Source organism: Micromonospora craniellae, assembly GCF_014764405.1.
GTDB lineage: Bacteria > Actinomycetota > Actinomycetes > Mycobacteriales > Micromonosporaceae > Micromonospora > Micromonospora craniellae.
The window spans coordinates 1,303,997-1,317,487 of the sequence record NZ_CP061725.1 but is presented as its reverse complement, the minus strand read 5'-3'; the positions used below and the strand labels follow the sequence as shown (position 1 = coordinate 1,317,487).

At 68.7% G+C, this 13,491-nt stretch carries 13 protein-coding genes; 5 read left to right on the top strand and 8 right to left on the bottom strand.

The features are described 5' to 3' along the window. Positions 1 to 9: 9 nt before the first annotated feature. The 7 genes from ID554_RS05945 to ID554_RS05920 all read right to left on the bottom strand — a co-directional run bounded on the left by ID554_RS05945 (position 10) and on the right by ID554_RS05920 (position 6,381). Positions 10 to 1,029 carry an NAD(P)/FAD-dependent oxidoreductase gene (locus ID554_RS05945; protein ID WP_117231320.1) on the bottom strand — a complete coding sequence of 340 codons (1,020 nt, stop codon included), beginning with the start codon at positions 1,027 to 1,029 and terminating at the stop codon, positions 10 to 12. Beyond that, on the bottom strand, positions 1,022 to 1,669 hold the full coding sequence (locus ID554_RS05940; protein WP_147333646.1) for a hypothetical protein: 648 nt from the start codon (positions 1,667 to 1,669) through the stop codon (positions 1,022 to 1,024). The genes ID554_RS05945 and ID554_RS05940 overlap by 8 nt, the downstream gene beginning before the upstream one ends. 227 nt (positions 1,670 to 1,896) lie before the next feature. After that, on the bottom strand, positions 1,897 to 2,889 hold the full coding sequence (locus tag ID554_RS05935) for a nucleotidyl transferase family protein (protein ID WP_147333647.1): 993 nt from the start codon (positions 2,887 to 2,889) through the stop codon (positions 1,897 to 1,899). 14 nt (positions 2,890 to 2,903) lie between these two features. After that, a complete protein-coding gene (locus ID554_RS05930) occupies positions 2,904 to 3,749 on the bottom strand; it encodes a hypothetical protein (protein ID WP_158573886.1) in 846 nt (281 codons plus the stop codon). A 322-nt stretch (positions 3,750 to 4,071) separates the two neighbouring features. Beyond that, a complete protein-coding gene (gene amcA / locus ID554_RS32935) occupies positions 4,072 to 4,254 on the bottom strand; it encodes a multiple cyclophane-containing RiPP AmcA (protein ID WP_396888481.1) in 183 nt (60 codons plus the stop codon). 673 nt (positions 4,255 to 4,927) lie between these two features. After that, positions 4,928 to 5,944, bottom strand: coding sequence for an IS3 family transposase (locus tag ID554_RS05925; RefSeq protein WP_113974893.1), 1,017 nt, complete (start codon positions 5,942 to 5,944; stop codon positions 4,928 to 4,930). Positions 5,945 to 5,949: 5 nt separating this feature from the next. Beyond that, positions 5,950 to 6,381, bottom strand: a complete 432-nt coding sequence (locus ID554_RS05920; RefSeq protein ID WP_191088728.1) for a transposase — start codon at positions 6,379 to 6,381, stop codon at positions 5,950 to 5,952. A gap of 68 nt (positions 6,382 to 6,449) precedes the next feature. Between ID554_RS05920 and ID554_RS05915 the strand changes: the two genes are divergently transcribed. Further along, positions 6,450 to 7,652 carry an XRE family transcriptional regulator gene (locus ID554_RS05915; RefSeq protein ID WP_191088727.1) on the top strand — a complete coding sequence of 401 codons (1,203 nt, stop codon included), beginning with the start codon at positions 6,450 to 6,452 and terminating at the stop codon, positions 7,650 to 7,652. Here the strand turns inward: ID554_RS05915 and ID554_RS05910 are convergent. Beyond that, the gene (locus ID554_RS05910) at positions 7,649 to 8,305 is read right to left on the bottom strand and encodes an HAD family hydrolase (RefSeq protein WP_117230548.1); all 657 of its coding nucleotides are present in this window, start codon (positions 8,303 to 8,305) and stop codon (positions 7,649 to 7,651) included. The genes ID554_RS05915 and ID554_RS05910 overlap by 4 nt on opposite strands. Positions 8,306 to 9,434: 1,129 nt before the next feature. Between ID554_RS05910 and ID554_RS05905 the strand changes: the two genes are divergently transcribed. The 4 genes from ID554_RS05905 (at position 9,435) to ID554_RS05890 (ending at position 13,479) form a co-directional block, all read left to right on the top strand. Continuing rightward, the gene (locus ID554_RS05905) at positions 9,435 to 10,319 is read left to right on the top strand and encodes a replication-relaxation family protein (protein ID WP_117230549.1); all 885 of its coding nucleotides are present in this window, start codon (positions 9,435 to 9,437) and stop codon (positions 10,317 to 10,319) included. A gap of 381 nt (positions 10,320 to 10,700) precedes the next feature. After that, positions 10,701 to 11,600 (top strand): DUF2637 domain-containing protein, encoded by a 900-nt coding sequence (locus ID554_RS05900; protein ID WP_117230550.1) that lies wholly within the window; start codon positions 10,701 to 10,703, stop codon positions 11,598 to 11,600. Beyond that, positions 11,597 to 12,007, top strand: coding sequence for a helix-turn-helix transcriptional regulator (locus ID554_RS05895; protein ID WP_223884450.1), 411 nt, complete (start codon positions 11,597 to 11,599; stop codon positions 12,005 to 12,007). The genes ID554_RS05900 and ID554_RS05895 overlap by 4 nt, the downstream gene beginning before the upstream one ends. After that, positions 12,004 to 13,479 (top strand): tyrosine-type recombinase/integrase, encoded by a 1,476-nt coding sequence (locus tag ID554_RS05890; protein ID WP_117230551.1) that lies wholly within the window; start codon positions 12,004 to 12,006, stop codon positions 13,477 to 13,479. Before ID554_RS05895 ends, ID554_RS05890 begins: the two co-directional genes overlap by 4 nt. Positions 13,480 to 13,491: the final 12 nt, after the last annotated feature.

Here is a 13,491-nt window from a genome sequence, read left to right as displayed (position 1 = left end):
CCCCGTCTGTCAGGCGAGTGCGTCGACCACCTGGTCGGCGCAGTGCCAGGCGGTGGTCCATTTGCCGGGCAGCGCGACGAGCAGGTTCCCAGTGGGAGTCCACCCATCCGGAGGTCGCCGGAGGTCCACGACAAGGCTGGATGGGTCAGCCAGCAAACTGGTTGGCTCGCACACGGTCCCCCAGATCAGGCTGAGGTCCGAGCGGGACTGGTGGAGACGGTGTCGATCGAGCGCTTCCAGTAGTCGGGCACGCTCTTCCGCCGTTGTGCCGTATCCACCCTTCACGCTGGGCAAGCCCACGCGGATGCCGCTACGATCCGGACTGATGGCGAGCAGATCGCCGTCCAGCCAGTAGGTCACACCCTCTGCCGCAAGCCCGGGCTGTCGGCCCCAGGCAATTCGACGGTTGTGCAGGGTGTGCTGGATTCCGGCGTTGGACAGCAAGGTCGGTGTGCCGCCGCCGGCGGCCAGCACCACCATCCGCGACGGCGGCGCTGGAGGCGCGATCGAGACGAGGCCGCTCTCCGGATCGCGACGCAGGACGGCGGTATACCGCTGCACATCCGGTACGCCGCTGGTCCGTGCCAGATCGACGAGGCCGGCGTTGAGGACCGACATGTCGACGCTGTAGTCCGGGATGCGAAAGGCGGCTGCCGGCGACGGGAACCTTCCCGCGCCGCGCGGGTCCACCTCCAAGGCGTCGATACCGATCCGCCTCCAGGCGTCCAGGTAGCGCTGCGCGGCATCTGCGGAGTGAAACAGCGCCAGTCCGTGAGCCTTCCCGAAGCGTGCGGGCCTGGCCAGGTCGTGCCAGCGGTCCCGCTGCTCCCAACAGGCTGTGCTGAGTGCGGGGAGCACCGGGGCGTAGACGGCGCCGGAGTGCAACTGGCCGAAGTTGGCCAGCGAGGCCCCGGGGCGTCCGTCGCTGAGGCAGCGAACGCGCAGCCCGTGCCGCGCGGCGGTGACGGCGATGGTGAGGCCACACAGCCCCGACCCGATGACAAGGACATCGACGCTGTCGTCAATCATGACTCCCCCAGGGGATAGGACCGCAGCCGGACCGCTCATCGACGACGGCAAGGTGGTATCGCTTGGCGAATCGGCGTACCAGTTCCGCCGGTGCGTGGTGATGATCGAAGCGGAGCCGCAGTCGCTCGGGAGTCCAGCCCAGCCGGCCCCGGGCTGCTGCTCGATGGGCGAGCATGGAGTCGCGGTCGAGAACAAGACTGTGGAGATGGGCCAGGAGTGTGCTGTCGTTGATAGCCACGTGGCTGCTCCTGACGTCGGCGGCGAGGGCGGGCACACGCACTGTGAAGCCGTGGTGCGGTGCGGCCGACACGGCGCTGACCAATGCTTGAGCGGCCTGCTCGAAGGACCAGGTCGGTTGAGGTTTCGATGCGGTGCCCGTTTCCGGGCCGAGTTGGGGGAGCAGTAGCGCCGCGCCCGCGACGCCGGAGCGGGCATAGGTGACGACCTGCCTGCGCTTCGCGAGCCCGTACGGCGTCTGATACAGCCCGGGAGCGAGCACAGCGGTCGTACTCGCGGCGATGAGCGTCGTTTCCCGGCCAGCGGCGCGAAACTCGGTTCGTAGCTGCAGCACGCCTTCGGTCGCGCCTCGGATGCTGCGGCGCATGGCGTCTACCCCGCTACGGTCGAGAACGACGTCCACGACGTAGATAGGACCGGATGAGGCGGTCCGGTTTGTAACGGCGGCGGCAACTCGGGCGCGGTCCCGGACGACCGTCAAGTCTGCGCCAACCCACTGAGTGCTGCCCGATCTCGGGGCAGCCGGCGGCGTCCGTGCGACCGCAACGACGTGGAATCCGGCGGCGACGGCCAGCGGCTGGACGGCACGGCCCAGGCGCCCCGACGCACCGAGGAGGACGAGGACCGGGCTCACCGAGCGCATCGCTGCCACAACACCGCGAATTGGGCGAATGAGCGGCAGAACTCTCGTCGAGCCTGGCGCCAACTGTCCGGACGCAGGACGCGGTCTGCGAACGCCTCGCGGGCGCGGGCGACATCCACGGCGTCCCAGCCGCTGCTGAGTTCGATCGCCGACAGCAATGCGGCCTGCGACGACTCCTCGTCGTCCATCACCCGGTCGGTGATCTCGGCCTGGGTCATGTTGAGGTGAATGCTCGACGCGGGGATGCTCTTGGACATCTTGGGGTAGCCGGCAAGCCCTTCGAGGACCCGGAAGTACAGGCCGCCGATCCGACCGCTCCAGCCGAGGCTCAGCTCACCGGCGTCCGCTTGTCGTTGTAGCACCAGGCGGGCAAGGTCCGTGAAGTACGCCTCCTCCATACCCGACACCATGAGGACGTTGCTGGCGCCGTTGTCGAAGGGGCCGAGCACGTCAGCGACCGTGTACAGCGAGTCGACCACCACGCCGGTCTCGCTGCCGAGCAAGCCGTGCTCGGCGTAAAGCTCCAGAAGGCTCTCACGGTGCTCCTGGAAGTCAGCCCGGGACAGATAACGGGCGATCCGACCGGCACGCACGAGGTTGTCGTGCTCAAGGTGGGACCGCAGCTCGGCTTTGTGCGGACCCAGGCCGAGCTCGACAAGGAACGCCAGCATCTGGTCGCGAACCCGCACCAGAGCCGACCATGAAACGTTGCGGGAGTTCCACGCCCCGAGGTCGGAGATGACGACCGTCATCGGCACACCGAGGTGTCGCTGCAACTCGACCGCGCCGAGCATGACCGACAAGGTGCCGGCGGTCGGTGCATTCGTCGGGCCGAAGCCCGTCACGATCGCCAACGACTCGCGTCGGTCGGGGTGCAAGACCCACAGTGCGTCGTCGGTGTGGGTGAACCGGACAGCGGTCGGTCCAAGCCGTTCGGTCAGGATTGCTGCTGATTCGGCGTCGATAGACATGGCGGGCATGGCGGCTCCTTCGATCAGGTGAGCGTGCTCAGCAGGCGGATGGCGTGCCCAGCTTGGCGAGCATGGCGGACCAGGTCGACCGCCTCGTCGATGTCTGTCCCGCTCGCTGCGACGACGAGGGCGGCGTTCAGCTCGACCAGTGCGGTGACGGGCGTGTCGTCTCCGGGCTTTAGCGCGGAGACCACGAGTGCGGCGTTACCACGGTGAGTGGGCCGGTGGGCAACCGCGTGACGCCAGGATTGGGCCGGATCTTGTCCCTGGCGGATTCCGCAGGTGATGAGTCCGTCGGCGAGACGCGCCAGCCTTCTGGTACCGACGTCACCGTCCTCGTCAATCATTTCGCCGGGGGACAGCTCCGTGGACGCGACGACGCCTGTGGTGAGATCCGGCCTGATCCTCAGGAGAGCTGCTGCGGCGAGGGTGACGTCTCGGTGCGCCAGGCCCAACACGTACCCCCTGGCGTGCACGCAGATGGTGGCGATCGGCATGAAGAAGCTCGCCGGATTCAAGGCACCGAAGACGCCGTCGTATCGAGCCGCGTAGCGCGGGCAGAACAGGGGGTACGAGACGAAGGCGATCCCGAATCGAGCCAGCATCTCGGGAATGGCTTCCGGCCGGTCGACGGCACGGATGTCCAGCACATCCAGGATGTCGGCGGCTCCAGAAACCGCTGACACCGATCGCGAGATCCCTTTGACCACAGACGTGCCGCTGGCGGCGGCGAGGACCGCGGCGGCGGTGCTGACGTTGAAGGTCTTGAACTGCTCCTTGCCGCTGCCCGCCACGACGACGGAGCCTTCGGGCACGTCCAGCGGCTGCTCGGCGTAGCCACCCAGCACCTCGTCGAACTCGGTGATCACCTTCCACCACTCGGACAGCTCCGCCGGACCGAGGCGATCCGCGAGGAGCAGGTCAGCGCACCAGCGTCGCCATCGCTCATCTGCCGACGGTGAGGCGTCCCGTAGGAGCGTGTGCAGAACGTCCGGGGACCATGGGCCGGTCGGGGCGGCGACCTGTCGGGCTCTCACGCCGACCACCACGAGGCCGACATACCGTTCCGGCGAGCACCGCACAGCTCGGGCCGGGACTCGCCGCGGGTGCGGCGTGGCAGCCGTACGCCCGGCCGGGCGGCGAGGTGCAAGCCGATGAATCCGGCGGCACCGGTGACAAGGGCCCGAGACATCATCGTTGCTCTTCCTTTCGCATGGTCTGCTCGAAAAGTCGCTGCCAGACGTGGTTGAACAGGGGCGGGTCGATGCGAGGGAGGTCGAGTCGCTCGGCCGTGAGCACGGGTTCAGAACGGACCGGTCGGGTGGAGTTGTTGGCAGTCGTTGCCGTGGCATGGCGGGAGATGTAAAGAGTCATCGCCGCTGTGCCCCCACGTGCGCCGTACCGTGCTCGGGCTGGTGTGGCCGGCGGTCGGGCGTGCGACGTCGGCTGCCGGTGTGGCGGGCCCGCCGGGAGCCTGGCGGGCCCGCAACCGGGAGGCGGCGAGTGGGAAAATCTCGCCGGTCACTCGCCTGCGCAGCCTCGTTGGCAGTACGCGGGCGCGGAGTCAACCTCACGGCACCGAAGCCGACCGCCGTCGTGGCAATCGGGTCCGGTCGGGGCGACGCGTTGTCGGGTCGGTGCGACATGTCCACCATGAACCTCATGCCTTTGACGGGACTGGTCGGCGACCACCGAGGCCAGCCCGGAGCAGGCGGCTTCGATGTTCGGCAATAGCGAACCGTCCACGGCAGCAGACCGGTACCGTCCACTACCCGTCCAATCGCAACCACGTGGTGACGACGGGTAGCCGGACTGGCTAGCGTGATCGATGTCGACAGGCGATGCCCGGAGGTGCGCGATGGCGGGACGGCGCTACCCCTCGAACCGACGGCTAGCGTGGGAAAGACTCCAACGCGGCTGGTCCTACGAGGAGGTGACCGAACGCATTCGCACCGAGATGAGCCGCGCTGGAGAGACCGACACCGGACTCAACGCCAACACCGTCCCGGAACCTGTCAAGTCAACTGAGACAATTTCTTGATTTTGTTTAGCTTTGTGCTGGTGGAAGAGGGGCTCCGGCCGAGGTCACGGCCTGTTCCGGGTGGCTGTTGTCGGGTTTGTTGATCCATGCCCGGTCCGGTAGCCGGGGTGGTTGGGGACGGCGGCGTCCGAACCGTTCGGGATGTGCGGCCCAGGCGGCGTCGAGGGTGCGTTGCCGCTGTTCACGGATCTGTCCGGCGGTGCCGTGGTGGACCGATGCCGGGGTGTGCAGGCCGATCCCGGAGTGCCGGTGTTCGTGGTTGTAGTAGCTGTAGAACGCTTCGCAGTGCTGTCGGGCGTGCTGGATCGATCCGAACCGCTCTGGGAACGTGGGGTCGTACTTGAGTGTCTTGAAGCTGGCCTCGATGTACGGGTTGTCGTTGGAGGTCTTGGGCCGGCTGTGGCTGCGGCCGATTTTGAGATCGGTCAGCAGCTGGGTGACGGTCTTGCTGGTCATCGCGGCGCCGCGGTCGGCGTGCACGGTCAGCTGATCGGGGTTCACGCGTTCGCGGGCGGCGGCGTCGGCGATCAGCGCTTCGGCGAGTTGGCCGTCCTCGTGGGCGGCGACCATGTGCCCGACGACGTAGCGGGACCAGATGTCGATCACCGTGTAAAGGTGGAACCAGACGCCCTTGACCGGGCCGCGCAGCTTCGTGATGTCCCACGACCACACCTGATTCGCGGCGTCGGCGACCAGTTCGGGTTTGGTCCGGGCCGGATGGGTGGCCTGGCTGCGGCGTTCGCCGGTCTGCCCGGCGGCCCGCAGAATCCGGTACATCGTGGACTCCGAGCACCACCAGCGGCCCTCGTCGAGTTCGCGGGCCCACACCTGCGCCGGGGCCAGATCCACGTATGGCGGGCTGTTGAGCAGGTCCAGGACCTGCCGGCGTTCAGGCTCGGTCAGCGCGGACGGCGGCGGCTTACGCGGCGCCCGTGGCCGGGAGACCAGCGGCGGGGCACTACGGCGATACAGCGTCGCCCTGGACAGGCCGGTCAGCCGGCACGCGGGCGCGATGCCCCACAACGGCGTCAGCGCCGCCTGCGCCTCGGCGAGGACGAGTTCGGCATCGCCACGGCATCCGCGCTCTCGGAGAGCAGTTCCAAGAGCGCGTGAGCTTTTCCCATGATCGACAACGCGGTCTGGGTCTTGTTCAACTCGGCCTGCAGGCGGGCGTTCTCCCGCTGAAGACGGGAAAGTTCAGCGTTCTCGGCCTTCTTCGCCGCCCGCGCAGCCGATTGCCGCCGGTCCGTCAGGCCGGCCGCGGCTCCGGCATCCCGCGCCTTGCGCCAGTCGAGAAGGTGTGAACCGTACAGCCGTTCCCGGCGCAGAATCGCCCCGCGAGCCGCCGCGTCCGGCGCCGACTCGTACTCGTCCAGAATCCTCGCCTTGAACTCCGCGGTGAATGTCCGCCGCTGGGGCCGGGCGTCCGGATCCAGACTCTCATGGGGCTTCGACGTCATGCTGATGTGCTCTCCTCAGGGCCGTCCAGGAAGAGTATCCCCTGGTAGACGGGCTGTCTCACATCAGCGTGACAGGGAGGGTCCGGCGGTGGGAGATCGGCGAGCGGTGGCCAGACCCCCGGTACCGCAAACACCTGGTCGCGATCTTCGGGAAGCCGGCCAGCGACCTCGGCCTACTCACTTCCGACGAGCTGGCCGTACGCCCGGACACCGAAAATCTGCACGAGTTCAGGAGGTTATGGGACATGCTCACTGCAGACGACAACGGTAACGGTTGGGACCGTGCGTCGGTGCTCCGCGCACTCGTCGGTGCCAGCATGCTGCCCCTGGTCGCACCCCTGCTGTCCCTCGACCCGAAAGCCGCACACGCCGACGGCAAGACCATCGACCCCGACTCGTACCAGCAGATCGTGCGGTGCCAGCGGGAGCTGTACTGGACCAGTCCGGCCCGGCCGCTCTACGAGGCTGCCTACGCCCACACCCAGCTCGGCGTCGGGCTTCTGCGCGCTGCGACCGGTAGCAGCCGAACCAGCCTCGCCTCCGCCCTCGCGGAGTCCGCGCTGCTCACCGCTCGGCTCGCCTTCTTCGATCTCAGCCAACCCGCCGTCGCCGAACGTTGCTTTGACGTCGCCCTCGCTGCGACCCGCGAGGCCGGTGACCACGCCCTGGCCGCTGCTGTTCTCGGCCACATGGCCTTCGTTCCCGCCTTCGGCCACCGGCCGGCCAACGCCCGGCCGCTGATCGACGCTGCCCTCCAGCACACCTGGCACGGCGTCAGCCCCATGGTCCGGTCATGGCTGCATTGCGTCGCCTCGGAGGTCGAGGCGCGTGCCGGAGGCGCCGCCGCGAGCCGCCGCCACATCGACCTCGCCGCAGGCGCGGTCGACGGTGACGACACCCCGCCCGAATGGCTCGACTTCTACGACAACGGCCGTCTGCACTCGTTCGCGGGATACGCAGCCCTCGCTGGCGGCGACCACAGCGAAGCCGCCGGCCAGCTCAACCAGGCACTTGCCGCGCTCACGGCCACTGGCGCCAAGCAGCGCAGTGTCGTACTCGCCGACCTCGCCACCGCCCAAGGCCAAGACGGCGACAAGGCCGCCGACTACCTCAACCAGGCCGTCGACGCCCTGCACAACGACTGGTACGGCGTCGGTCTCGACCGGGTCCGAGCCGTCCGTCCCCTGCTTGGTGACAGCCAACACGGCACCCTGCTGGACGAACGCGTCGCCGCCCTCACCGCCGGCCGCGCCGCGCTGCCGGGCAGTTAGCGCGCCGAGTCGTTGTGCTTGCGGACGAGGTCAGGCAGCTCGGCCAGCGAGTCGAGCTGGAACAGGCACCGATCGCTGACCGCCTTGTCACCAAGGATCCAACCCCACGGTCCGCGACTGATCAGGGCGGTCGCGATACCCGCCTCCTGCGCCGGCCGGATGTCGTTGTCCAGCCGGTCCCCGACGTAGAGCACCTGATCAGCCGGGCATCCCGCCTCGGCGACCACGCGGTCGAAGAACGCGGCGGAGGGCTTCTCCACACCCCAGCCGTCCGAGGTGCCGATCACGTCGACCGGTAGGTCCAGGGCCCGCAGGATCGTCTCCGCCCGCGCCGTCTGGTTGCCGGCCAGCCCGACCTGTAGCCCCGACTCGCGTAGCGCGGCCAGGCACGGCCGAGCATCCGGATAGAGGTCCTCCTCGGTGAACGACTCCGGCTGTCCCGCCGCCGTCCGACGCTTCCGCTCCTCAGTCAGGTCGAAGCCGGGCCGGAAGACCTGGAACGTCTCCCGGTAGTCCAGGCCGCGAGCGATGATCGCCCCGAAGACGGCCGAGAAGGTGTGGCGCGGCACCCCGAGCCAGTCCGCCCAGGTGCCGTACTCCCGGGACTCGTCGACGATGGTCTCGCCTACATCGAAGAACACGCTCGCGATCACCCGGCGATTGTGCCTGGTGCTCCCATCAGGATCAACGTGTACCGCGAGCCGAGCCGCCCGGCGGGCCAGTGCCGAGCTGTCGGCCACACCGAGTACAGCCCGATGCATGGAAGCCATGCGGGTCCACTTCGCCGCTGGTGCCCTCGGCGACCTTTACCCTGGCCCGCTCGGTTAGCGGGAGTGCTGTCTCACAAAGTGAGACATATTTGCAGGTGGGCCAAGATTTTTCTGCCATTTTTGCCGGGGAGTCCGTCCAGTTGGAGATTAGTACGGCTTGGCGGGTGCCAGCGCGTCCGGCTGGGTCCGGAAACGTCGTGATCGATTGCCGGGGATGCTGGTTGACAGGGTGCTGCCGGCGGAGGCGTACTGGTATGAACGCGACCGCGTGGCGGTTTGCCCGCCGGGTTCGATCGGCCGTTTTGGTGGCGCTCCTTCCGGGTGCGTCGCCGGTCGTTCGAGGCTCGGGAGTGGCGGGCCGTCGATGGGTTCGAGTGGCAGGGGGTTCGCGATGAAGGATTTTTCTCCGGCGGGTTGAGTCGACGCCCCCGCCGGGCCGTCGTGATGTCGACGGCTCGCGGAGCACCTTTCGCAGGCTGAGGCGAGCCCGCTGCCGGCGCGGCACTGTGCCGCCCTGCCCTCCGTAACTGCTACCGCTGTTCCCTGCCGCGACCGCCTCACTGGTGGTCGTGTCGGTCGTTGCTGCCCTGATCCGTCTTCGGGTCGGCCGGTGCGCCGGTCGGCGTGTTCATTGACAACTCCACAGTGCGCCTTGCCGCAGTCTCCCGCGCCCGCCGGTGGCTGCGGTGCACACCTACGGCGTCGCGACGTCGACGCCACCATTCTTTTTCGATCAAGGAGCTTTTGTGTTCTCTGTACATCCCATCTCACCGTGTTCCGGTTTTCTGCCGGTGGCGGTGACAGATCCCGTGTTGATGCCCGTTCCGGGGTCCGGGTTGACGTCCCCGTTGGGGTCAGTCTTCAACCGGACGCCCGAACGGACCCCCTTTTCCCGCTCACACCGCAGGTCCGCCCGTCTGTCAGGACTGGCTGGTTGTGCTGCGACAGACCCGTCCTGGTCTCGGGTCTCCCCCTGGGGAGGCCATACGTATCGGAGAGGAGGTGATGGTGGATGGATGATCCGGTTCTGCGTGTCCAGTCGCAGCTGACCGACCGAGACCGGGTCCTGCTGGGCTGGCTGTACGACCACGGGGTGCTGACGTCGCTCCAGATCGCCGAGGCGTTGTTCCCGTCGCTGGACTTCTGCCAGCGCCGGTTGCGGACTCTGTACCGGTTGCGGTTGGTGGCCCGGTTCCGGCCGCAGCGCGCTGACGGCGGCTCGTATCCGTACCACTACGTCATCGACCAGCTGGGTGCCGAGGTCGTCGCGGCGAGCCGGGACGAGCGCCCACCGCGGCGTGACCACGCCCGCGTGGAACGGCGACGCTGGACATCGAGTCGGAGCCTGGCGCATCGGCTCGGGGTGAACGGCTTCTTCACCGACCTTGCCCGCTACACCCGCACACACCCCGGCGCCGAGCTGGTCCAGTGGCTGCCGGAAGCGGCTTGCCAGCGCGTTGGCACGTTCACCCGTCGTGGGGATCCGGTCCTGGTGCAGGCTTACCAGCTGCGGGTGCGTCCGGACGGCTACGGCCTGTGGGTCGAGGACAGCGTCGCGGTTCCGTTCTTCGTTGAGTACGACACCGGGACGGAGCCGTTGTCGGTTCTGGTCGGCAAGCTCGCCGGCTATGGGGAGTTGTTCGCCACGCTCGATCGGGTGTGGCCGGTGCTGTTCTGGCTGCATTCCGCCGCCCGAGTGGCCAATCTGCGCCGCCTGCTCGCCGACACGCCGCTGCGGGCGCTGGCCGCGACCGGCGCCCGCGACCATGCCGCCATGGCGGGCCTGTGTCCCGCTGAGGCGGTCTGGGCCGTCCCGGGCGGGGGAGGGCAGCGGCAGCGGTTGGTCGACCTCGCCTCCTACGTCGTCGACGCTGGACGGGCGGGTGAGGCGGCGTGATGCCTGGCAGCGCCAAGACGGCCGCGGACAGTACCTCGCGTCTGCGGGAGACAGCAAGACCTGGTCACTGTCACCGGTCTGTCAGCGCCCGCTCCGCTGGACCTGACAGACCGGGAAGAGCGGCGATCCCTTCCGACAGCGAGAGGCCAGAGGTATGGTCGCGCGCTCACCACGGACGGTCCGGCGGCTTCCTCTCCGGGATCACGGTCCCGGACGACGCCGCCTGGACCGTCCGCGTAAGTGTCCAGTTCTACCTGGCTGGCGGACGAGCCTTCGCCTCAGTCCGGTCCGGGGAGGTGGTCCGTCACGAACGCACCGACGTCTGACCCGGACGGTGGTCCGCGCAGCAGCCGCGTCGAGGGCGCCGTCCAGATCGTGATCATGCTGGCGATCGGCGGGGCCGCTGGTGCGGCCAGCTTCACCCACGTCCACAACGTCGCCGCCGCCCACGGCCAACCCGGATGGCTGGCCTGGGCCGACGCGATCGTCCTGGAGCTGATGTCCATCGCCTCCGGCCTGGAGCTACGCCGCCGCAAACGCGCCCACACCTCGACAGTGTTCCCCGCGAGTGTGCTGGCCTGCGCGGTCACCCTTTCGCTGGCCGCGCAGGTCGTGGAGGCCGAACCGTCACCGATCGGCTGGACCGCCGCAGCCGTGCCCGCGCTCGGCTTCCTCGTCATGGTCAAGATCGCCCTCGGCTACGCCGGCACCACGACCCCAACCAACGCCGCCCGGACCGCGGACCACCTGCCGGACCAGCCCACGCACACCACGCCCCCGAGCGGACCGGCCGAGCCGACGCGGTCCGGCGGGACGGCAGGGCGGCGGTCCGCCACGCGGACGAGCGGCCTGGCAGAGGTCGCTCATCAACCTCACGGACGGAACCGCCGTCACCGCAACGCCGGCAGGGGACGGTCCGCGCAGCCTGGTGACGTGGCCAAGTTGCTGCCGGCGGCGCGCCGCGTCCGCGACCACCTCGCCGCGGACGGGCAGGCCCTGACCCGGGCGGCGCTCGCCGAAGCCCTCCGTGGAACAGGCCACACCGTGTCCAACACCCGGGTATCCGAACTCCTCAAGACCCTCAAAGCTGAGGCAACCTCGCCGCCCGCGCCGCAGGACTCAACTCCACCGGTGAGCCTGTCACCACGACCGCCATCAAGTCGGCAGCAAGCGACTCACGCGATCGCGTACGGCGGCACGAGGCTGCCCCCACCAGCAAGCCATCTCGAACCCACGCATCCCAGACATCCATTGAACGGGCAGGAGAACCCCGAATCATGAGCACCAACGTGAACCCCACCGAGCACGACACCACGACAGACATCACGCCCACCGCAGCCACGCCCGCCAGCGAAGTATGGACCGTCGACCGCGTCCGCACCCTCGGCGTGACCACCACCCTCGCCACCGCCGCATCGGTCCTCGGGATCAGCCGATCCCAGGCCTACCGGCTCGCCGCCACCGATACCTTCCCCGCGCCGCTGATCCGCGCTGGCAGCCGCATCATCGTCCCGGTCGCCGGACTCCTCCACCTCCTGCTACTCCACGACGACCCCGCCCCGGCGGGCGGTGGCCGGCGACTTGAACCCGACCCGAAGGTGAGCGTGGATGCGACGACCCCGCCACCAGCGGATTCCACCCATCACCGCTGGCGGCACCATACGAAGCATCCAGGAGACTACGAGTGAAGGGATCCACCTTCAAACGCTGCGGCTGCCGCGACAGCGTCACGGGCCGGCGACTGGGACGCTCCTGTCCCCAGCTTCGCCGGCCCGGCGGCGGCTGGTCCCGCACCCACGGCCACTGGCACTGGCAGATCGAAATCCCCGCCCGCGCCGACGGCACCCGCCGCCCACTCCGCCACGGCCCGTACGCCACCCAGGCCGACGCCGACGCGGTCCTGGATCGTATCCGGGCTGCGCTGGCCGTCCCCGATCCCACCGATCCGCACACCACCGTCACCACCGGCGACCTCATCGAAACCGCCGTCAAGACCGGCGCGCCCGTCCCCACCCCCGATCAGATCCGGCGGGCGCTGCACCTGGACATCACCCCGACCGAGCTGCCCACGATGGAGGCGTACCTCACCGACTGGCTTGCCGGACGCAAGAACATCAAGGCAGGCACCGTGCGCTCCTACGAAGGGCACATCCGGCTATACCTGATCCCGCACCTCGGCCACCTGCGCATCGACCGGCTCCGCCCCGGCCACATCGACGCCATGTACGACGCCATCGAAGAACGCAACACCACCATCACCACCCTGCGCGCCAGCCGCGACCCCGCGAAGCGCGACCAGGTCAAGAACCAGCGGATCGTCGGCAACCGGACCCTGCACCTGATCCACGCCACCCTCCGCAAGGCCCTCAACGACGCGATGCGCCGCCACCGCTACATCGACACCAACCAAGCCCTCATGGTCGAACTACCCACAGCCCGACCACCCAAGCCCACCGTATGGACCGACCAACGCATCCGCACCTGGCGCGACACCGGCAAGACCCCCAGCCCCGTCATGATCTGGACCCCCGAACACACCGGCAGATTCCTCGACCACACCCACGACGCAAACGACCGGCTCTACGCCCTCTACCACCTCATCACCTTCACCGGCCTCCGACGAGGCGAAGCATGCGGCCTGCACTGGGACGACCTCGACCTCGACAACCAGACCCTCACCGTCCGCTGGCAACTCGTCCAACACGGCTGGGCTACCGCCATCGACACCCCGAAGACCAGCGACAGCGAGGCCGCAGTCGCCCTCGACGCCGAAACTGTCACCGTCCTGCGCGCCCACCGCACCCGGCAACACCGCGAACGCCTCGCCGCCGGAACCGCCTGGACCAAGACCGGGCTCGTCTTCACCACGCCCACCGGTGGACGGCTCCACCCCGCCGACGTCACCGACCACTTCCACCACCTCACCGCCCAAGCCGGACTACCACCCATCCGGCTTCACGACCTCCGCCACGGCGCCGCCACCATGGGCCTCGCCGCCGGCGTCCAGATGAAAGTCATTTCCAACCGACTCCGCCACTCCAGCCCACACTTCACCGCCAAGTTCTACGGCGACGTCCTCCCGGAGTTGTCCCACGCCGCCGCCGAGGTAACAGCGGCTGTGGTACCCCGACGGCGGGGCAGCGGAGCGCAATCGGCATAGGCCGCCGGGCCC